This window comes from Nocardia wallacei (genome assembly GCF_029868745.1).
Classification (GTDB): Bacteria; Actinomycetota; Actinomycetes; order Mycobacteriales; family Mycobacteriaceae; genus Nocardia; species Nocardia wallacei_B.
Map to the genome: position 1 here is coordinate 31,813 of NZ_JARWOP010000233.1, position 19,430 is coordinate 51,242.

Sequence of the window (19,430 nt, forward strand, 5' to 3'; positions counted from 1 at the left end):
CGCGAATGGAGGTCTCATGAATTCTCCCGTCGATGTCGTCGTTCTGGGTAGCGGCGCCGCGGGCCTGACCGCCGCGCTGACCGCCGCCGTGCACGGCGCCTCGGTGGCCTTGTTCGAGAAGGCCGACACCGTCGGCGGGACCAGCGCGGTATCCGGTGGCATCGCGTGGATTCCGGCGCACGACCGGGCTTCCGACGGCCCGCTGACCGTGGCCGACGCGCTGGCCTACCTGCACGCGCAGTCGCTGGGCTCGATGGACGACGAGTTGGTGGAGGTCTTCGTCCGCACCGGTGCGGCGATGGTCGATTTCGTCGAGGCGCACAGCGGGACGCGGTTCGAGATCGCCGACGGTTTCCCGGATTACAAGCCGGAGCTGCCCGGCGGCCGCCCTGGCGGCGGGCGGTCGCTGAGCCCGGTCGCCTTCGACCTCACCCGCCTCGGCGAGTGGCGCGACCGCATCACCTCCTTCCCCGCCGACTGGAGCAACGTCGGCTTCGACGCCGAGACCCGCGCCCGGCTGCACGCGCAGACCGGCAGCGACTCGGCCGACTTCTGCGTCGCCGGAACGGCTCTCGTCGCCGGGCTGCTGCGCGGCGTGCTCGACGCGGGCGTGGTGCCCCGCACCGGCGCGCGCGCCGTCGAATTGCTGTCCGAGGGCGGGGCCGTCACGGGCGTCCGGCTGAGCACCGCCACCGGCGAGACGATCGTGCGGGCGCGCCACGGCGTCGTGCTGGCGACCGGCGGCTTCGAATGGGACCCCGGCCTGGTGCGCGCGTACCTGCGCGGCCCGATGCACGGCCCGGTGTCGCCGCCGAACAACACCGGCGACGGCCTGCGCATGGCGATGGCGCACGGCGCCGACCTCGGCACCATGAGCGAGGCGTGGTGGGTGCCGGTGGTGCGGATTCCGGGCGACACCATCCAGGGCAAGCCGCGCAGCCGCAGCGTGCGCCTGGAGCGGACCCGGCCGCGCAGCATCATGGTCAATCGCGCGGGGCGGCGGTTCGTCAACGAGGCGTCGGAGTACAACTCGATGGCGGGGGCGTTCCACTATCTCGACCCCAAGGGCGGCTACGTCAACGATCCGGGCTGGATCGTGTTCGACGCGGAACATCTGCGCCACTACGGGTTCCTCGGCATCGCGCCGGGCGACGACGTGCCCGAATGGTTCTGCGAGTCGGCCGATTTCGCGGAACTCGGCGCGAAGACCGGTATCGACCCGGCCGGTCTCGCCGCGACGGTAGCCGCCTGGAACCGCAATGTTGCCGACGGGGCCGACCCCGACTTCGGTCGCGGCGCCAGCGCCTACGACGGCTGGTGGGGTGACGAGAACGCGGACACCGTCGCGGGCCGCACCCTCGGCCCGGTGGACACCGCGCCGTACTACGCCGTGCCGGTCACCGTCGGCGCCATGGGAACCAAGGGCGGGCCGCGCACCGACCGTGACGGCCGGGTGCTGCACGTCGACGGCCGGGTCATCCCCGGCCTGTTCGCCGCGGGCAACGCGATGGCCGGTGTCACCGGCCGGGCGTACGGCGGCGCGGGCGGCACCCTCGGCCCCGGCATGGTGTACGGCTTCCGCGCCGGGCACGCCGCCGCGACCGGCAAGTCGGTGGACATCTGAGCACGGCCCCGGGGGTCACGGAGGTAACGAATTTGTCTGAGTACGAAAGCATCTGGAGCGATCTGCAGGGCGTCGCGTTCACGCAGGGCTACCTGGAGGTCGGCGGCGTGCGCACGCGCTACCTGCACGCGGGCGACTCGAACAAGCCGGCGCTGGTGTTGCTGCACGGGTCCGGCGGGCACGTCGAGGCGTATGTCCGCAACCTGGAAGCACACGCCGAACACTTCTCGACCTGGGTGATCGACATGCTGGGCCACGGCTACACCGCCCGCCCCGGCCATCCGCTCGAGGTGAAACACTATGTGGCGCACCTGATCGCGTTCCTCGACGCGGTGGGCGTCGGAAAGGCCTGTGTCAGCGGCGAATCGCTCGGCGGCTGGGTGGCCGCGCGCACCGCCATCGATCACCCGGACCGGGTCGAGCGCCTGGTGCTCAACACCGCGGGCGGATCGCAGGCCGACCCGGAGGTGATGCGGCGCATCGTCACGCTGTCGATGGCCGCGGTCACCGACCCGACCTGGGAGACGGTGCAGGCGCGCATCAAATGGCTGATGGCCGACAAGTCGAAGAGTTACGACGACGTGGTAGCCAGCCGTCAGCGCATCTATCGGCAGCCCGGTTTCGTCGCCGCCATGCGCGACATCATGGCGCTGCAGGATCCCGAGATCCGGCAGCGAAACCTGTTGGGGCCGGACGACTACGACCGGATCACCGCGCCGACACTGGTGCTCTGGACCAGTGACGACCCCACCGCCGATGTCACCGAGGGCAGGCGGATGGCGTCGATGATTCCGGGCGCGCGTTTCGAGGTGCTGCCCGGCTGCGGTCACTGGCCGCAGCACGAGGACCCCAAGGCGTTCAACGCGCTGCATCTGGAATTCCTGCTGGGCGGCCGGCCGTGACCGAGCAGAACAGTTCCGCCGCAACCGCTTCGGCCGTCGACGTCGACGTGCTGGTGGTCGGGGCGGGCCCGGTCGGCCTGACGCTGGCGAACATGCTCGGCATGTACGGCGTGCGCACCCGGGTGATCGAGGAGCGGCCGACGCTCATCGACTACCCGCGCGGCGTCGGACTCGACGACGAGTCGCTGCGCACCTTCCAATCGATCGGACTCGTGGAACAGATCCTGCCGCACACGACACCGAACCAGATCATGCGGTTCGTCGACGGCAAGGGTCGGCTGCTCACCGAGATCGCCCCGAACGACGCCTCATTCGGCTGGCCCAAGCGCAACGGCTTCGTGCAGCCGCTGGTCGACGCCGAGCTGCTCGCCGGACTCGGCCGGTTCGAGCACGTCGAGGTGGCGTGGGGCACGGCCATGACCTCCTGCGCCGAGTCCGGCGAGCGCGTGACCGCCGAACTGACGGCCGAGTCCGGCACGTCCACCGTGACCGCGCGGTACCTGGTCGGCTGCGACGGTGGACGCAGCGCGACGCGGCGGCAGATGGGAGTGGCGTTCGAGGGCACCACCTCCTCGACGCGGTGGCTGGTCGTGGATTTGGCATCGGATCCGCTGGGGCACCCCAACAGTGAGGTCGGCGCCGACCCGGCGCGGCCGTACGTGTCGGTGTCGATCGCGCACGGCATCCGCCGCTTCGAATTCATGATCCATGACCACGAATCCGACGAACTGGCCGAGGATCCGGCGTTCGTGGCGCGGATGGTGGCACCCTTCGTCCCGCACCCCGACCGTCTGGATGTGATCCGCCGCCGGGTGTACACGCATCATTCGCGCATCGCGAGTGCCTTCCGCAAGGGCCGCCTGCTGCTGGCGGGCGACGCCGCGCACCTGATGCCGGTGTGGCAAGGCCAGGGCTACAACAGCGGCATCCGCGACGCGGCCAACCTCGGCTGGAAGCTCGCCGCGGTGGTGCAGGGCCACGCCGGGGACGCCCTGCTCGACAGCTACGACCTGGAGCGCCGCAAGCACGCCCGCGCCATGATCGACCTGTCGACGATGGTCGGCAAGGTCATCTCGCCGACCGACCGCAAGGTCGCCGCGGTGCGTGACGTGCTGGTCCGGGCGGCCGCCGCGGTGCCGCCGGTGCGGCGCTATGTGCTCGGCATGCGGTTCAAGCCGATGCCGCGCTACGACCGCGGCGCGGTGGTGCACACCTGGTCCCGGTCCCCGGATTCGGCGGTCGGCACGCTGTTCATCCAGCCCCGGGTGGACACCCGCGAGCACGCGAACCTGTTGCTCGATGACGCGCTCGGACCTCGGTTCGCCGTGCTGTGCTGGAACAACCGGCCCCGCGAGGTGCTCGGCGCCGCGGCGTTCGAGGCGTGGAAGGCGTTGGGCGCGCGGTTCTTCGAGGCGCGGCCCGCGACCCAGCTGCACTGGACCGGTCACGACGATCCCGACGTCCTGGTGCTGGGCGACCGCGCGGGCGCGCTGAAGAAATGGTTCGACGGCCAGCGCGACTCCGTGCTGTTCCTGCGGCCGGATCACTGCGTGGCGGGCGCGACCATCGCGCAGCTGGCCCCGGAACTGAGCGCGGACCTGCTGCGCACCCTCACCCTCCGAACGGGAGGAGGACCCGATGCCGCTGGCCCTGTGCTGCGTCTCGCACAGCCCTCTGCTTGATCTCCCAGGACCGGAACGCGACCTGCTCGACGATATCGAGTCGGCGCTCGACCGGGCCGCGGAGTTCGTGCGCGAGTTCGATCCCGAACTGGTGGTGACGTTCTCGCCGGACCACTACAACGGGTTCTTCTACAAGCTCATGCCCCCGTTCTGCGTCGGTACGGCGGCGACCGGGGTGGGGGACTACGGCACCCACGCCGGCGCCCTCGACGTGCCCGCCGAGCTGGCCCGCGAGCTGGCCGAGTCGGTGCTCGCGGCGGGGGTGGACGTGGCCGTGTCGATGACGATGGAGGTCGACCACGGCACCGTACAGCCGTTGCAGCGGCTGCTGGGCGCGGCCACGGCCCGGCCGGTCGTGCCGATCTTCGTGAACTCGGTCGCGGTCCCGCTCGGACCGCTGCGGCGGGCGTCGGCGCTGGGAGCGGCTGTGGGACAGCATCTTTCGACCCTCGGCAAAAGGGTCCTGGTGCTCGGTTCCGGCGGTCTCTCGCACGATCCGCCGGTGCCGGCATTGGCCACCGCGACCGGCCCCGCCCGCGAACGCATCCTGCACGGCGGCACGATGACGGCGCGACAGCGACTCGCCCGGCAGGAGAAGGTGATCGAGGCCGCCCGCGAATTCGCCACGGGCGGTGGATCGTTGCGCCCGCTCAATCCCGAGTGGGACCGCGGCTTCCTCGCCGCGCTCGACGACGGCCGCCTCGGCGAGTTCGACGCCTGGGACAACGCCTGGATCACCGAGGTCGCCGGGAACTCCGCGCACGAGGTGCGGACCTGGGTGGCAGCCTTCGCCGCTCTCGCGAGCCAGGGACCGTACCGGACCGCGGTGCGCTACTACCGGCCCGCGCCCGCGCTGATCGCCGGTTTCGCCGTGCGGACCGCGCTGCCCGTGCACGACCTCGACTCGACCTCCGGGAGGCAACCGTGACCGTGGAACCCGAGGGCGCTCCGGCGACCTCCGCCGCACCGCGCGACGACTTCGACCACACCGTCGACGTCCTGGTCATCGGGTCCGGTGGCGGCGGGCTGACCGCGGCGCTCGCCGCCGAGGCGGAGGGGCTGGACACCCTCGTGGTCGAGAAGTCCTCGCACTACGGCGGTTCCACCGCGCTGTCGGGCGGCGGCATCTGGGTGCCGGGCGCACCGGCCCAGCGCCGCGACGGGTACCGGATCGACCCCGAGGACGTCGTGGAGTACCTGCGCCGGATCACCGAGGGTCTGGTCAGCGAGGAGCGGTTGCGCGCCTACGTGGCACGCGCGCCGGAGATGATGGAGTTCCTCGAGAACCGCAGCGACTGGCTGGAATTCGTGTGGAAGCCCGGCTACGCCGACTACTACCCGGAACTGCCCGGCGGCTCGCCCGAGGGCAGCACCATCAACGTGCCGCCCATCGATCTGCGCGAACTAGGTCCCGACGAGGAACTGCTGCTGCGCCCGCTGGCCCTCGCGCCCAAGGGAATCTGGCTGGGCCCCAAGGACCTTCGGCTGTTCTACCAGGTCCGCCAGCACTGGCGCGGCAAGACCGTGCTGGTGAAGCTGGTGTGGCGGATGTTCCGGGCCCGGGTGTTCGGCGACCGGATCGCCGCCATCGGCCAATCGCTGGTGGCCCGGCTGCGACTGGCGTTGCGCGAGCACGACATTCCGCTGTGGCTCGACGCCCCGATGACCGCGCTGATCACCGGCGCCGACGGCGCGGTGGTGGGCGCGGTCATCGAGAGGGACGGCCGCGAACTGCGCATCCGCGCCGAGCGCGGCGTGATCCTGGCGACCGGCGGCTTCGAGCACGACATGGCCTGGCGCAAGGAGCTGGAACCGGTCATCGACCAGGACTGGAGTTTCGGCAATCCGGCGTCGGTGGGCGACGGCATCCGCGCGGGCGAGCGGGTCGGCGCGGGCACCGATCTGATGGACGAGGCGTGGTGGTTCCCCGCCATCCAATGGCCTGACGGCCGTATGCAATTCATGCTCAACGAGCGCATGATGCCGTCCCAGTTCATCGTCAACGGCGCGGGCGAGCGGTACATCAACGAGGCCGCGCCCTACATGGACTTCGGGCACGCGATGATCGAGGGCCAGAAGTCGGGCGTCACCCACATCCCGAGCTGGCTGGTCACCGACACGCGTTCGTGGCGCCGGTATGTCGTGGCGGGACATCTGCCGATTCCCACAGTGCCGTTCGCGCCCGTGCCCACCGGCCGGAAGATGCCGCGCGCCTGGCTGGAGTCGGGCGTGGTCAAGACCGCGGACACGTGGGAGGAACTGGCGGCCAAGATCGATGTCCCGCCGGAACGCCTGCGCGCCACCGCGGAACGATTCAACGAACTCGCGCGCAAGGGCCACGACGACGACTTCGATCGCGGCGACAGCGTCTACGACAACTACTACGGCGATCCGACGCTGCCGAACCCCAATCTGTATCCGATCGGCAAGCCGCCGTACTACGCGTTCCGGATCGTCCCCGGCGACCTGGGCACCTCGGGCGGTCTGCGCACCGACGAGCATGCCCGGGTGCTGCGCGCGGACGGCACCCCTATCCCCGGTCTGTACGCGACCGGTAACACGTCCGCGGCGGTCATGGGCCGCAGCTACGCCGGCGCGGGCGCGACCATCGGGCCCGCGATGACATTCGGATACATAGCGGCCCAGCACATGACGTCTCATTCCAACGGAGGAAGCACATGAAGATCTCGCTGTTCTACGAATTCGCGCTGCCGCGGCCGTGGACCCACGACGACGAGCGCGAAATGTTCCAGGACGGCCTGGACGAGGTGGAGGCCGCCGACAAGGCGGGCTTCTCCACGGTGTGGCTCACCGAGCACCACTTCCTCGAGGAGTACTGCCACTCCACGGCGCCGGAGATGTTCCTCGCCGCGGCGAGCCAGCGCACCAAGGACATTCGCCTCGGCTTCGGCGTGATGCACATGCCGCCGGCGATCAACCACCCCGCCCGGGTCGCCGAGCGGGTCTCGACGCTGGACCGGATCTCCAACGGGCGCGTGGAATTCGGCACCGGCGAATCGTCGTCGGTGGGTGAGCTGGGCGGGTTCAACATCGACCCCGCCGACAAGCGCGGCCAGTGGGAGGAGGCCCTCGACGTCGCCATCCGCTGCATGATCGAGGAGCCGTTCACCGGTTTCAAGGGCAACCACATCGAAATGCCCGCGCGCAACGTGATTCCCAAGCCGCAGCAGCTGCCGCATCCGCCCGTCTGGGTGGCGTGTACCCGGCCGTCGTCGGTGCAGATGGCTGCCCAGAAGGGCATCGGCGCACTGAGTTTCGCCTACACCGGCCCCGGGCCGCTCGCCGAGCGCGTGCGCGGCTACTACCAGGAGTTCGAGGACAAGGCCGAACCGACCATCCCGCAGCTCAATCCGAACATCCTCGCCATCGGCGGCGACCTGTCGATGATGGTCGCGCCGACCGACGAGCAGGCCCTGCGGCGGCTCGACGTGGGCGGCGGCTTCTTCTCCTTCGGCATCATGCACTACTACATGACCGGCCAGCACACCCCCGGCCGCACCGGCGTCTGGGACCGCTACCTCGACGCGGTGAAGGAGGACGAGACGCTGGCCTACGGCCCCGGCCGCGGTGCGATCGGTTCGCCGGACACCGTGCGCGAATTCCTGCGCGGCTACGAAGAGAGCGGCGTGGACGAGATCATCCTGCTGCTCAACCCGCGCAGCCACGAGGGCACCATGGAGTCGATCGAGCTGATGGGCAAGCAGGTGCTGCCGGAGTTCATCGAACGCGACGAGAAGGCGGTCGCGGCCAAGGCCAAGCGGCTCGAGCCGATCATCGAGAAGGTGGAGGCGCGGGGGAAGCCGTTGGCCTCGCCCGCATTCGACGAGTCCTATGCCTTCGGCGGCCTGCCCACCGGCCGCGGCGGCAAGTTCACCGCCAGCGAGATCCCCGAGGCCATGGCCGAGATCAACGAGGGCCGGGTGCAGGCGGCGCAGCGCGCCAAGGACGAGCAGTAGCCGGACCGCGAGGACGAGGTGCCCGACGTGGGACGTGTGGACGAACTGTGGCGCTACGACGGCCGGCGGGTCGTCGTGACCGGCTGCGCCTCCGGGATCGGCGCGTGCGTGGCGGCTCAGGTCCGTGACCTCGGCGGCGAGGTCGTGGGGCTCGACATCGCCACGCCCGCAACCGAACTCGACGAGTTCCAGCAGGTCGACATGTCGGACGCCGCGTCGATCGACCGGGCCGTCGAGTCGGTCGGCGGGCCGGTGGACGCGCTGTTCAACGTCGCCGGGGTCTCGTCGGGCATCGGGGACCCGCTGCGGGTCGTCACGATCAATTTCCTCGGTCTGCGGCGGTTCACCGACGCGCTCACCGCGGCGATGGCCCCGGGATCGACGGTCGTGAGCGTCTCCTCGCTCGCCGCCGCCGGGTACCTCGCGCACCGAGAGCAGGTCCTCGGCCTGCTCGACACCACCGGTATGGCGGACGGAATCGCCTGGTGCGAAGGCAATCCCGACGCCCTCGCCGACGGCGGTTACCGGCTGTCGAAGGAAGCGATCATCTACTACACGATGCGGCAGGCCGTGCCCCTCGGGGCGCGCGGCATCCGGATCAACTGCACGGGACCGGGCGTCACCGAGACGCCGATCCTGGACCAGCTGCGCTCGGCGTACGGGCCGCAGTATCTCGACACCATCCCCAAACCGCTCGGCCGGGTCTGCGAGCCGGACGAGCAGGCGGCCGTCCTGGTGTTCCTCAACAGCCGGGCCGCGAGCTATGTGACCGGACAGGTGCTGTGGGTGGACGGCGGCAACGTGGCCGCGCGAATCACCGAAGGAGAATCATAAATGGCCAGCCTGACCGAATTCCGGCGCGTCGCAGCGGAAGTGAGCAACTGGGGTCGCTGGGGCGCCGCCGACGAACTCGGCACGCTCAACTTCATCACTCCCGACAAGATCGCCGCGGCGGCGCGGCTGGTGCGGCACGGCCGGGTGTTCCCGCTCGGCATCGACTTCGACTCGTCCGGGCCGCAGGGCGCGTTCAAGTTCCGGCAGAACCCGGTGCACGTGATGACCGTCGACGGCGGCGACGCGCGGACGATGGCCGAATACGGGCCACAGTGGGCGGGCAACGGGTTCGGCCAGGAGTTCGGCGGCTTCTTCGCGGGTGAGGACAATCCGTTCCGGTTCAACGACGACATGATCATCATGCCGTTGCAGGCCGCGACCCAGTGGGACGCGCTGTCGCACGTGTACTACGACGACAAGCTGTACAACGGCTTCCCCGCCGACTCGGTGACCAGCGCCGGTGCGTTCCACTGCGGCATCGAGAAGGTCGACGGCAAGGGCATCACCAGCCGTGGCGTGCTGCTGGACCTGGTCCGCCACCGCGGCGCCGACGTGTTCCTGGAGCCGGGCAATCCCATCACCCCGGACGAATTGGACGAGGTCGCGCGCGCCCAGGGCGTCGAGGTCGGCCGCGGCGACATCGTGCTCGTGCGCACCGGCTGGCAGGCCCGATTCGCCGAGACCGGCGACGGCGCCGAGCCGTACTCGGGCTTGGACTGGATGTGCGCCAAGTGGTTACACGAACGCGAGGTCGCGGCGGTGGCGGCGGACAACCTGATGGTCGAGGACGTCGTCTCCGGGGTCGAGGGCACCTTCCTGCCGATGCACATGCTGTGCCTGCGCGATATGGGCCTGATGCTCGGCGAGTACTGGGACCTGACCGCGCTCGCCGCCGATTGCGCGGCGGACGGCGTCTACGAATTCCAGCTGATCGCACCGCCTTTGCGGGTCGTCGGCGCCGTCGGCTCGCCGCTCAACCCGATCGCCATCAAGTAAGCCAACCAGGAGGTTCCGGCTGTGACTGCAAGTACGACAAACGCGACCACCGCCGTCGGCATCGACGAGGGACGGCCGTTCGTCGTCGGCGTCGGCGGCACGTTGCGCGCGGATTCGTCGACCGAGCGCGCGCTGCGGCACTGCCTGATGGCGGTCGAGCGCCAGGGCGGGCGCACGGCGCTGTTCTGCGGCGCCGCTCTCGACCTGCCCATGTACAACCCGTACGACGCGAGCCGCACGCCGGGCGCGACCGAACTCGTCGACGCGCTGCGCCGCGCCGATGCCGTGGTGATCGCCTCGCCCGGCTACCACGGCGGCATCTCCGGCATGGTGAAGAACGCCCTCGACTACATCGAGGACCTGCGCGGCGACCCCACGGTCTACCTCGACAACAAGCCGTGGGGCTGCATCACCTGCGCCTACGGCTGGCAGGCCGCCGTCGGCACCCTGGGCCAGCTCCGCTCGATCGGCCACGCCCTGCGCGCCTGGCCCACCCCCTTGGGCGTCGCGATCAACTCCGCCGAGCCGATCTGGGGACCGGACGGCGCCCTCACCGACGAAACCGTCGGCGCCCAACTGGAAGTACTGGCCACCCAGGTCCTGACCTTCGCCCCGACCGGCGGAGTACGGGCGTGAGCGTCCCACCCCGCGGGGCGGTCGCGGGGCGTTCGGTGGCTGCCGCCGTGGCCGCGCTGCGGGGTGGGCGCATGGTGCTCGTGGTGGGCGGCGAGAACGGCGGGCATCGCGGCCATTTGGTGCTGGCCGCCGAACACGCTACGGCCGAGGCGGTCAATGCCATGACGACGGTCGGGCGCGGGCTGGTGCAGGTGGCGGTGCCGTCGGCGGCGCTGGACCGGCTCGAGATTCCGCCCGCCGATCCGACCGCGACCGGACCGGGCCGTGAGTTGTTCCGAATGCCGGTGGGGCTCGCGGGCGAGGGCGCCGGGGTGCGGGCGTCGCAACGCGCGAGAACCATTCGGGCACTGGCCGATCCGGCCAGCCGCCCGGCGGACTTCACGCGTCCCGGCCACGTCTTTCCGCTGGGCTGTGCGGCCGGGGGAGTGCTGGCGGCGCCCGCGCCGCCGGAGGCCGCTGTCGACCTCGCCGGCTCGGCGGGGATGGCGGCCGCTGCCGCGCTGTGTGAGGTGTGTGCCGCCGACGGTGAGCTGGCGGAGCTGCCCGAACTGCTCGAATTGGGCCGCCGTCATCGGCTACCGGTCGTCTCGATCGACGATATCGTCACGTATCGCCGCCGCGAGCTGGCGCGTGTCCGCCGGTGCGGCACTGCGCGAATCCCCTTGTCGGCGGGCAGGTTCCGCGCGTACGGATTCACCGACGGGCTGGGCCGCGAGCACATCGCGCTCGTGTACGGGCATCCCGTCTCGAGTATCACTCCGCTGGTACGAGTCCATGGGGAGTGCCTGTTCGGGGACGCGCTCGGTTCCCGGCTCTGCGGCTGCCGGACCGGCCTCGACCACGCCGTGGACCGCATCGCCCGCGCGGGTCACGGTGTGCTGGTCTACATTCGCACCCGCGGCGGCCGCGCACACGGCCCGGCGCCGTCCCGGAATACCGAGACACCGTATCCCGCAACACATCCCCTGGAGGTCTGGGATCTCCGCACCGCCTTCGACATCCTGGACGAACTCGGCTTCCACGAGATCCGGCTCCTCGCCGACGACGGTCAGGCCACCGGCCCTGGGCACACCCAGCGGTCGGACCCCCATGTCCTCGATATCCCGGATTCCGCCAGTGATCCCGTGCGCATCCTCGAGCTGATTCCGCTGTGGGAGAACGCTTCCCGAGCGGAAACCGGGTCGCCTACACCGGGTGTCCCCGGCGAAATAGGAAGGGCCTCATGAACGCACAGCGCAGGACTCTGGTTGTCGACGGCTCGACAACCAGCTACCTGGAGGCCGGATCGGGTGAACCGGTCGTGCTGCTGCACGGCGGTGAATTCGGGGTCGGCGCCGAAATCGGCTGGGAACACACGATCGACGCCTTGGCCGAGCGCTACCGGGTGCTGGCGCCGGACATGCTGGGTTTCGGCGAGTCGGCGAAGGTGGTCGACTTCACCGACGGTCGCGGCCTGCGCATCCGGCACATCGCGCGATTCCTCGCCCTGCTCGGCATCGATGCGGCCCATTTCGTCGGCAATTCGATGGGTGCGATCAACTTGCTGGTCGACGCGACCTCCGACGCGCCCCGGCTGCCGATGCGGAGCCTGGTGGCGATCTGCGGCGGCGGCGAGATCCAGAGCAACGAGCACATGCGCGCGCTCTACGACTACGACGCCACCTTCGCCGGGATGCGCCGCATCGTCACGGCGCTGTTCCACTCCCCCTCCTACCCGGCGGACGAGGCCTACGTGCGCCGTCGTTACGAGGCGAGCATCGCCCCCGGCGCATGGGAAGCGTTGGCGGCGGCCCGTTTTCGCCGCCCAGGCGCCGAGCCGCCGACCGGCCCGTCGAGCAAGCGGGCGTACGAGCGCATCACCGTCCCCGCCCTCGTCGTCGAGGGAGCCGGCGACAAACTGCTCCCCGAGGGCTGGGCCGCGGAGATCGCCGGGCAGATCGCGGGCGCCCGCCACGCGACGGTGCCCGAGGCCGGGCACTGCCCCCAGATCGAGCGGCCCGAGATCGTCAACGACCTGCTGCTGACCTTCCTCGAAAGGAACGACATATGACCGACGAACTCACCGGCAAGGTCGCCGTCGTCACCGGCGGCGCCTCCGGAATCGGCGCCGCGACGGTGGCACGGTTCGTCGCCGCGGGCGCCAACGTCGTCGTCGGCGACCTCGATCCCGAACGCGGCGCGGAGTCGGTGGCCGGCTACGGCGACGCGGTCGTGTTCCAGCAGACCGACGTCGCCGAACCCGAACAGGTCGAACGGCTGGTCGACCTCGCGGTACGCACCTTCGGCGGCCTGCACGTCATGTGCAACAACGCCGGCGTGCCGGGCGCCATGCATCCGAGCCTGCTGGTCGACGACCTCGCCGATTTCCACCGGGTCCTCGGGGTGAATCTGCTCGGGGTGATGGCGGGCACCAAGTTCGCGGCCCGGCACATGGTCGACCACGGCGGCGGGTCGATCGTCAACCTGTCCTCGATCGGCGGCGTCCAGGCAGGTGGCGGCGTGCAGACCTACCGGGCCTCCAAGGCCGCGGTGATCCACTTCACCAAGTCCGCGGCGATCGAGTTGGCGCAGTACGGCATTCGGGTCAACTGCATCGCTCCCGGCAACGTGCCGACCCCGTTTCTCGCGGCGTCGGCCACCACGATGTCGGCCGAACGCATCGAGCGATTCACCCGGTCGGTGCGGGCGTCGATGAAGGAGGACCGGCCGCTGCCGCGCGAGGGCACACCGGAGGATGTCGCGGAGGCGGTGCTGTATTTCGGCAGCGACCTTTCGGCGTATGTCACGGGAACGGTGCTGCCCGTGGACGGCGGCACGGTGGCCGGTAAGCCGCTCAAGCTGCGCAAGAAGCCCGCGGAGCAGTCCGTCACCGCCCGTAGCTGATCATGCTCGCGTTAATTCAACTGCTTGACTTAAATCGCCCGGCGGCGTTGACTGGAAGTGCCGGTATTCGAAATCGAGAACGAGATTCCGATGCGGCCGCGCGGTCATCACGCCGTCCGGGCCGAGCCGGCGATCCGGAGGGAGCCGACATGGCTACGGTCGACAGATCCCGCGCCGAGCAGGTCACCACGACTCGCGAGGCCATTCTCGTCGCCGCGGAACGCCTGTTCGCCGAGCGCGGGATCGCGTCGGTGTCGAACCGGCAGGTGAGCGAGGCCGCGGGACAAGGGAACAACGCCGCGGTCGGCTACCACTTCGGCGCCAAGGCAGACCTGGTCCGGGCCATCGTGCGCAGGCATCACGCGCATACCGAGCAGCTGTGCCGGGAGATGGTGACGCGCGTGGGGGAGTCCGACGAATTGCGGGACTGGGTGAGCTGTCTGGTCCGCCCGGTCACCGAACACCTTGCGGCCCTGGGCAATCCGACCTGGTACGCGCGCTTCAGCGCGCAGTTGCAGCCGGATCCGGTCTTCCGCGATCTGATGTCGGACGAGTCGCTGGCGTCCCGGTCGCTGGTGCGCGTCGTGGACGGCCTGCAGCGCAGCCTGCCCGGCCTGTCACCCGAACTGCGCCGGGAGCGAAACTCCATGGCGCGCTTGCTGATCGTGCACACCTGTGCCGAGCGTGAGCGCGCGCTGGCCGACGACACGCTGCTGGGCCGCGCGAGCTGGGAGGAGACCGCGACCGGTCTGATCGACGCGATCACCGGGCTCTATCTGGCGCCGGTCACGCGATGACCGTCGTCACGCGGCCCCGAACGGCCGCGCGTAGAAAGGAAGTCGGGAGATGACGAGAGTCCCCCGCCGCACGGGTGTCTTGATCGTCGGCGCCGCGGCCGCCGGGCTGGCGACGGCGGAAGCGCTGCGCCGCCAGGGTTTCCGCGGTGCGATCACGATGCTGGGCGCGGAACCGCATCTGCCCTACGATCGTCCGCCGTTGTCCAAGCAGATCCTGTCCGGCGCCTGGCGGCCCGAACGTACCCTGTTGCGCGCGCCGCGCCTGCTGGCCGGGCTGGAGGTCGAACTGCTGCTCGGGCACCGGGCCCTCGCCCTCGACGTGGCCGGGCGCACGGTGCGCTCGACGGCGGGACCCATCACCGCCACCGACGCGGTCGTGATAGCCACCGGGGCCACCCCGAGGACGCTGCCGACCGTGCCCGGTCTGCGCGGCGTTCATGTGCTGCGCACCCTCGACGACGCCCTGGCATTGCGTGACGCGCTGACCCCCGCCGGGCTCGGGTACGCCTCGAGTGACCCTGGTCCGGCGCGGCCCCGGGTGGTCGTCGTAGGCGAGGGCGTCCTGGGTGCGGAAATCGCCGCGACCACAAGGCAATTGGGCCTGGACGTCACCATATCCGGCCCGCTGTCCGCCCCGATGGTGACCCAACTCGGCGAGTTCGCCGCCGCGCGGCTGGCCGAGCTGCACACGCGCAACGGTGTCCGGCTGCGGCTCGGTGCGGGCGTCGACGGGTTCACCGATCGCGATGGCCGGGTCGCCGGCGTGACGCTGCGGACCGGCGAGACGCTGCCCGCCGATCTGGTCGTCGTCGCCATCGGCGCCGTGCCCGCGACCGACTGGCTCGCGGGCAGCGGGCTGACCCTGGCCAACGGCGTCGTCTGCGACGACAGCTGCCGGGCCGCGGCGGGTGTCTACGCCGTCGGCGACGTCGCCCGCTGGCACGATCAGGACGCGAACGCGCCTGTGCGCCTGGAGAATCGGACGCACGCCTCCGAACAGGCGGGCGTGGTGGCGGCCAATATCGTCGGCGCCGAGCGGGTCTACCGGCCGATCCCGTACTTCTGGACCGACCAGTTCGACGCCAAGATCCAGGTGCACGGCACCATCACGCCCGACGCACAGGTCACGGTCGTGGACGGCGACCCGGCGACCGGTCGCTTCGTCGCCCGCTACGAGCGGGCCGGAGCGATCACGGCCGTGCTCGGCTGGAACATGCCCAAACAGGCTCGCATGCAGCGTCAGCATCTCGTGGATGCCCGCCGCGAGCCGCTCACCCCAGCGCACTCCCCGTAGGAAGAAGGTCCCGATGAAGGTGACTGTCGAACAGGACAAATGCATTGCCGCCGGGCACTGCGTCATGCACGCCGCGGCCGTATTCGATCAGCGTGACGACGACGGTGTGGTCGAACTGCTCGACGAGAACCCGCCCGCCGAACTCGCCGCCGACGTGCGGGAGGCGGCGGCGGTCTGCCCCGCCATGGCCATCCACGTCGAGGAATAGACCGAAAGCCTGCGGTTCGCCGCAGCCGACCACAGGAGTCACCGTGTCCGAAACACTGACCGACGCCACCGCCGCGACGGCGGGCATCCCCGACTATCCGATGCTCCGGTCCGCCGGCTGCCCGTTCGCGCCCCCCGAGCAGGCGCTGCGGCTGGGCCGCGAGAAGCCGCTCAACCGGGTGCGGATCTGGGACGGCAGCACGCCGTGGCTGGTCACCGGCTATGCCGAGTTCAAGGCGCTGATGTCCGATCCCCGTGTCAGCGTGGACGATCACCGCCCGGGCTTCCCGCACTGGAACGAGGGCATGCTGGCGATCAAGGACAGCCGTCCCAAGTCGCTGTTCACCACCGACGGCGAGGAACACAGCCGGTACCGGCGAATGCTCACCAAGCCGTTCACGTTCAAGCGGGTCGAGGCGCTGCGCCCGGTGATCCAGCAGATCACCGACGAGCACGTCGACAAGATCCTCGACGGCCCGCAGCCCGCCGATCTGGTTGCGGGACTGGCCCTTCCGGTGCCGACCCTGATGATCAGCGAGATGCTGGGCGTGCCCTACGACGACCACGAGTTCTTCCAACTGCACGCCACCATGAACGTGGACCGGTTCGCGACCAAAGAGCAAGCGGCGGAGGGTCGTTCGCAGCTGGCGCGCTATCTGGTCGAGTTGGTCAAGAAGAAGCTGGACGAACCGGCCGAGGACGTGGTGACCGATATCGCCGAGCGGGTGCGCGCCGGTGAGATCGACATGCGCGAGGCCGCCCAGCTCGGTACCGGGCTGCTCATCGCGGGCCACGAGACCAGCGCCAACATGATTTCCCTCGGCGCGTTGGCCCTGATGGAGAACCCGGACCAGTTCGCGCTGCTGCGCGACACCGACGATCCGAAGGTCGTGGCGGGAGCGGTCGAGGAGTTGCTGCGCTATCTGAGCATCATCCAGAACGGCCAGCGCCGGGTCGCGATCGACGACATCGAGATCGCGGGCGAGACGATCCGTGCCGGTGACGGCCTGATCTTCGATCTGGCCCCGGCCAACTGGGACGAGAAGCAGTGGGAACAGCCGGACAAGCTGGACCTGCGCCGCCCCGCCAACCTGCACGTCGGCTTCGGCTTCGGCCCGCACCAGTGCGTCGGGCAGCAGCTGGCCCGCGCCGAACTGCAGATCGTCTTCCACACCCTGGTCCGCCGCATTCCCACGCTGCACCTGGCGATTCCGTTCGACAAGGTGGAGTTCAAACACGACCGCCTCGCATACGGCATCTACGAACTGCCCGTGGCCTGGTAGCCCGGCTGAGGCCTTCGTTCCGATCCACTGAGTGGACCCCTATTACATCAAACCCATTTGATGTATTCTGCTCGTGTGGCAACCCAGACGCGAGTACCGGTGCCGCTGCTCATGCGGATGGCGGCACACCCGTTGCGCTGGGCGCTGATGACCGAGTTGGCGTCCAGTGATCGACGGGTGCGAGAGCTGGTCGCGGCCGTCGACGAGCCGCAGAACCTGGTGTCCTATCACCTGCGGCTGTTGCGGACGGCCGGTCTGGTGACGATGCGGCGCAGTAGTTTCGACGGTCGCGACAGCTACTACCACCTCGATCTGGCCCGCTGCGCCACGGCATTCGGTGACGCGGCCGACGCGCTGCATCCCTTGCTGGCGCCCGCCGAGCGGCAGTGGCCGAAGGGCGGCTCGGTGTTGTTCCTGTGCACCGGAAACGGCGCGCGCTCACCGATGGCGGAGGCGCTGCTGCGGCGTCGCAGTGGCGGACGCGTCGAGGTGACCAGCGCGGGCAGTCATCCCAAGCCCGCCATGCACCCGAATACCGGACGCGTGCTGCGCGAGCACTTCGGCATCGACTTCGCACCCCGGCGGCCGCGGTCGCTGGAGGAGATCGCGAGTCGCCGTTTCGATGTCGTGATCACGTTGTGCGACAAGATCCGCGAGGTTCCGCGCGATCACGGCGCGGCGGTCACGACGCATTGGAGCCTGCCGGATCCGGCCGCCGCCGCGGCGACCGAGGAGGCGGCCTATCCCGAATTCCGGCGTATCGCAACCGAACTCGATACCCGCATCGGGTTCCTGGCTCTGTAGGGATGACAAGGAGGCCCGACCATGACCACCACCGCACCGAACGAACTCGCCCGCGTCCGATACCTCATCGATGATGTGCGCGAAGCTGTGGAGTTCTATACCACCCACCTCGGTTTCACCGTCGATTTCGATGCCGCGCCCGCATTCGCCGCCGTCGTCCGCGGTCCGTTGCAGCTGCTGCTCGCCGGACCCAAGAGTTCCGCGGGCCGCCCGATGCCCGACGGCGCCGTCCCGGTGCCCGGCGCGGGCTGGAACCGTATCCAGCTCGTGGTCGACGATATCGCCGCCGAGGTCGCGCGGCTGCGGGCAGCCGGTGTCACCTTCCGCAACGACATTCTCAGCGGCCCAGGGGGACAACAGGTTCTGCTGCAGGACTCGTCCGGCAACTTCGTCGAACTGTTTCAGCCCGCGCCTCGTCCCGCGGCGCGCTGAGCGGCCCCAGCATGCTCAGCGCAGGCTTTCGCGCCACGGTGGCGATCGTGCCGAGCCGTCGCCGGAGTCCGAGACTGATCGGCGCGCTCGTGCTGCTGGTGGTTTTCGTGGCGCTCGCGCTGTTCGCGCCGCGTCCGGAGGTCGGCCAGATTCGTGATTGGGCGCGTGCTTCCGGAGCGTGGCTGCCGCTCGTGTTCTTTCTCGCACACGTGCTGGCAACCGTTGTGCTGCCGCGGGTTCCGTTCACTCTGGTCGCCGGACTGCTGTTCGGTCCGGCCCTCGGCGTCGCGCTCGCGGTGTCCGCCACCACGGTGAGTGCGGCACTGGCGTTTCTGCTCGTGCGTGCGGTCGGTCGCGAGGCGGTCATCGCGCGGTGGACGCATCCGGCGGTCGTGGCGGTGGACCGCCGGCTGGCTCGGCGCGGCTGGCTGGCCGTGGGATCGCTGCGGTTGATCAGCCCGGTTCCGTTCTGGCTGGTCAACTTTTGTGCAGGTGTTTCGTCGATGCGCCTGGCACCGTTTCTCATCGCGACGGCCGTGGGTGTACTTCCGGGGACGATCGCGCTGGTCGCGCTCGGCGAGGCGCTCACGGGGAGCACCGATCCCGCGCTGATCGTCGTGTCCGTCCTCTGCATCGCGATCGGCGTGGCGGGCCTGCTGGTCGACGCGCGCCTCGGCGGTACGAAACCCGATGACTCGGATGCGGCCGGATTTGCCAGGGCGACATAAGCATGAGCGAATCCGACTTCACCGAGGTGGCGGGTCACGAGACATCGGGCCGGTTGCCTCGCCGTCTCGGGCTCGCCGATGCGGTGGTGATCGGGCTGGGTGCGATGCTCGGCGCCGGGATCTTCGCCGCGCTGGCTCCCGCCGCTCGCGCGGCCGGGTCGGGCCTGTTGATCGGCTTGGCCGTCGCGGCGGCGGTCGCGTATTGCAACGCCACCTCGTCGGCGCGGCAGGCCCCGGGCATCACCAGGCTCTTAATAAAATAACCCAACCCCAGAAAAAACATGATAGAGCTATAATTTTAGAGGATGGTGGTAAAAAAAAATTTATGGCGGGGGGGGGGGGGGGGGGGGG

At 69.9% G+C, this 19,430-nt stretch carries 19 protein-coding genes and 1 pseudogene; all 20 read left to right on the plus strand.

All coding sequences use genetic code 11. From position 1 onward, the window contains the following. Window positions 1-16: 16 nt before the first annotated feature. The gene (locus tag QH470_RS19995) at window positions 17-1,624 is read left to right on the plus strand and encodes an FAD-dependent oxidoreductase (protein WP_280273917.1); all 1,608 of its coding nucleotides are present in this window, start codon (window positions 17-19) and stop codon (window positions 1,622-1,624) included. Between the two features lie 32 nt (window positions 1,625-1,656). Further along, entirely contained in the window at window positions 1,657-2,526 is an 870-nt protein-coding gene (locus QH470_RS20000) for an alpha/beta fold hydrolase (protein WP_280273918.1), read from the plus strand. Beyond that, entirely contained in the window at window positions 2,523-4,208 is a 1,686-nt protein-coding gene (locus QH470_RS20005; protein WP_280273919.1) for a bifunctional 3-(3-hydroxy-phenyl)propionate/3-hydroxycinnamic acid hydroxylase, read from the plus strand. Before QH470_RS20000 ends, QH470_RS20005 begins: the two co-directional genes overlap by 4 nt. Then, window positions 4,165-5,136: a 3-carboxyethylcatechol 2,3-dioxygenase gene (locus QH470_RS20010; RefSeq protein WP_280273920.1), complete on the plus strand. Its 972-nt coding sequence runs from the start codon at window positions 4,165-4,167 to the stop codon at window positions 5,134-5,136. The genes QH470_RS20005 and QH470_RS20010 overlap by 44 nt, the downstream gene beginning before the upstream one ends. 2 nt (window positions 5,137-5,138) lie before the next feature. Next, the gene (locus tag QH470_RS20015) at window positions 5,139-6,890 is read left to right on the plus strand and encodes an FAD-binding protein (RefSeq protein ID WP_280273936.1); all 1,752 of its coding nucleotides are present in this window, start codon (window positions 5,139-5,141) and stop codon (window positions 6,888-6,890) included. Next, window positions 6,887-8,185, plus strand: a complete 1,299-nt coding sequence (locus QH470_RS20020) for an LLM class flavin-dependent oxidoreductase (RefSeq protein ID WP_280273921.1) — start codon at window positions 6,887-6,889, stop codon at window positions 8,183-8,185. Before QH470_RS20015 ends, QH470_RS20020 begins: the two co-directional genes overlap by 4 nt. 27 nt (window positions 8,186-8,212) lie before the next feature. After that, window positions 8,213-9,019 carry a coniferyl-alcohol dehydrogenase gene (locus tag QH470_RS20025; RefSeq protein ID WP_280273922.1) on the plus strand — a complete coding sequence of 269 codons (807 nt, stop codon included), beginning with the start codon at window positions 8,213-8,215 and terminating at the stop codon, window positions 9,017-9,019. After that, window positions 9,020-10,015 (plus strand): cyclase family protein, encoded by a 996-nt coding sequence (locus tag QH470_RS20030; RefSeq protein WP_280273923.1) that lies wholly within the window; start codon window positions 9,020-9,022, stop codon window positions 10,013-10,015. It abuts the gene before it with no gap. Between the two features lie 21 nt (window positions 10,016-10,036). Further along, the gene (locus QH470_RS20035) at window positions 10,037-10,651 is read left to right on the plus strand and encodes an NADPH-dependent FMN reductase (RefSeq protein ID WP_280273924.1); all 615 of its coding nucleotides are present in this window, start codon (window positions 10,037-10,039) and stop codon (window positions 10,649-10,651) included. Continuing rightward, window positions 10,648-11,877 (plus strand): 3,4-dihydroxy-2-butanone-4-phosphate synthase, encoded by a 1,230-nt coding sequence (locus QH470_RS20040; RefSeq protein ID WP_280273925.1) that lies wholly within the window; start codon window positions 10,648-10,650, stop codon window positions 11,875-11,877. The genes QH470_RS20035 and QH470_RS20040 overlap by 4 nt, the downstream gene beginning before the upstream one ends. Next, the gene (locus QH470_RS20045; protein WP_280273926.1) at window positions 11,874-12,701 is read left to right on the plus strand and encodes an alpha/beta fold hydrolase; all 828 of its coding nucleotides are present in this window, start codon (window positions 11,874-11,876) and stop codon (window positions 12,699-12,701) included. The genes QH470_RS20040 and QH470_RS20045 overlap by 4 nt, the downstream gene beginning before the upstream one ends. After that, window positions 12,698-13,534, plus strand: coding sequence for an SDR family NAD(P)-dependent oxidoreductase (locus QH470_RS20050; RefSeq protein WP_280273927.1), 837 nt, complete (start codon window positions 12,698-12,700; stop codon window positions 13,532-13,534). The genes QH470_RS20045 and QH470_RS20050 overlap by 4 nt, the downstream gene beginning before the upstream one ends. 149 nt (window positions 13,535-13,683) lie before the next feature. Further along, complete coding sequence (locus QH470_RS20055) at window positions 13,684-14,331, plus strand: TetR/AcrR family transcriptional regulator (RefSeq protein WP_280273928.1); 648 nt, start codon at window positions 13,684-13,686, stop codon at window positions 14,329-14,331. Between the two features lie 49 nt (window positions 14,332-14,380). Continuing rightward, the gene (locus tag QH470_RS20060; protein ID WP_280273929.1) at window positions 14,381-15,625 is read left to right on the plus strand and encodes an NAD(P)/FAD-dependent oxidoreductase; all 1,245 of its coding nucleotides are present in this window, start codon (window positions 14,381-14,383) and stop codon (window positions 15,623-15,625) included. Between the two features lie 13 nt (window positions 15,626-15,638). Beyond that, window positions 15,639-15,833 carry a ferredoxin gene (locus QH470_RS20065; RefSeq protein WP_280273930.1) on the plus strand — a complete coding sequence of 65 codons (195 nt, stop codon included), beginning with the start codon at window positions 15,639-15,641 and terminating at the stop codon, window positions 15,831-15,833. Between the two features lie 43 nt (window positions 15,834-15,876). Continuing rightward, window positions 15,877-17,115, plus strand: a complete 1,239-nt coding sequence (locus tag QH470_RS20070; protein ID WP_280273931.1) for a cytochrome P450 — start codon at window positions 15,877-15,879, stop codon at window positions 17,113-17,115. A 75-nt stretch (window positions 17,116-17,190) separates the two neighbouring features. After that, window positions 17,191-17,919, plus strand: coding sequence for an arsenate reductase/protein-tyrosine-phosphatase family protein (locus tag QH470_RS20075; protein WP_280273932.1), 729 nt, complete (start codon window positions 17,191-17,193; stop codon window positions 17,917-17,919). Between the two features lie 21 nt (window positions 17,920-17,940). Further along, window positions 17,941-18,351, plus strand: a complete 411-nt coding sequence (locus QH470_RS20080; protein WP_280273933.1) for a VOC family protein — start codon at window positions 17,941-17,943, stop codon at window positions 18,349-18,351. Window positions 18,352-18,362: 11 nt separating this feature from the next. Then, window positions 18,363-19,079: a TVP38/TMEM64 family protein gene (locus QH470_RS20085; protein ID WP_280273934.1), complete on the plus strand. Its 717-nt coding sequence runs from the start codon at window positions 18,363-18,365 to the stop codon at window positions 19,077-19,079. A gap of 2 nt (window positions 19,080-19,081) precedes the next feature. Next, window positions 19,082-19,312, plus strand: a pseudogene (locus QH470_RS20090) (amino acid permease); the annotation flags it as partial. Between the last annotated feature and the right edge of the window lie 118 nt (window positions 19,313-19,430).

What these genes read in the sequence shown, in the direction of transcription:
- QH470_RS19995 (WP_280273917.1), top strand. Translation starts at nt 17, where the DNA reads ATGAATTCTCCCGTCGATGTCGTCGTTCTGGGTAGCGGCGCCGCGGGC.
- QH470_RS20010 (WP_280273920.1), top strand. Translation starts at nt 4,165, where the DNA reads ATGCCGCTGGCCCTGTGCTGCGTCTCGCACAGCCCTCTGCTTGATCTC.
- QH470_RS20020 (WP_280273921.1), top strand. Translation starts at nt 6,887, where the DNA reads ATGAAGATCTCGCTGTTCTACGAATTCGCGCTGCCGCGGCCGTGGACC.
- QH470_RS20030 (WP_280273923.1), top strand. Translation starts at nt 9,020, where the DNA reads ATGGCCAGCCTGACCGAATTCCGGCGCGTCGCAGCGGAAGTGAGCAAC.
- QH470_RS20045 (WP_280273926.1), top strand. Translation starts at nt 11,874, where the DNA reads ATGAACGCACAGCGCAGGACTCTGGTTGTCGACGGCTCGACAACCAGC.
- QH470_RS20050 (WP_280273927.1), top strand. Translation starts at nt 12,698, where the DNA reads ATGACCGACGAACTCACCGGCAAGGTCGCCGTCGTCACCGGCGGCGCC.
- QH470_RS20055 (WP_280273928.1), top strand. Translation starts at nt 13,684, where the DNA reads ATGGCTACGGTCGACAGATCCCGCGCCGAGCAGGTCACCACGACTCGC.
- QH470_RS20060 (WP_280273929.1), top strand. Translation starts at nt 14,381, where the DNA reads ATGACGAGAGTCCCCCGCCGCACGGGTGTCTTGATCGTCGGCGCCGCG.
- QH470_RS20065 (WP_280273930.1), top strand. Translation starts at nt 15,639, where the DNA reads ATGAAGGTGACTGTCGAACAGGACAAATGCATTGCCGCCGGGCACTGC.
- QH470_RS20080 (WP_280273933.1), top strand. Translation starts at nt 17,941, where the DNA reads ATGACCACCACCGCACCGAACGAACTCGCCCGCGTCCGATACCTCATC.
- QH470_RS20085 (WP_280273934.1), top strand. Translation starts at nt 18,363, where the DNA reads ATGCTCAGCGCAGGCTTTCGCGCCACGGTGGCGATCGTGCCGAGCCGT.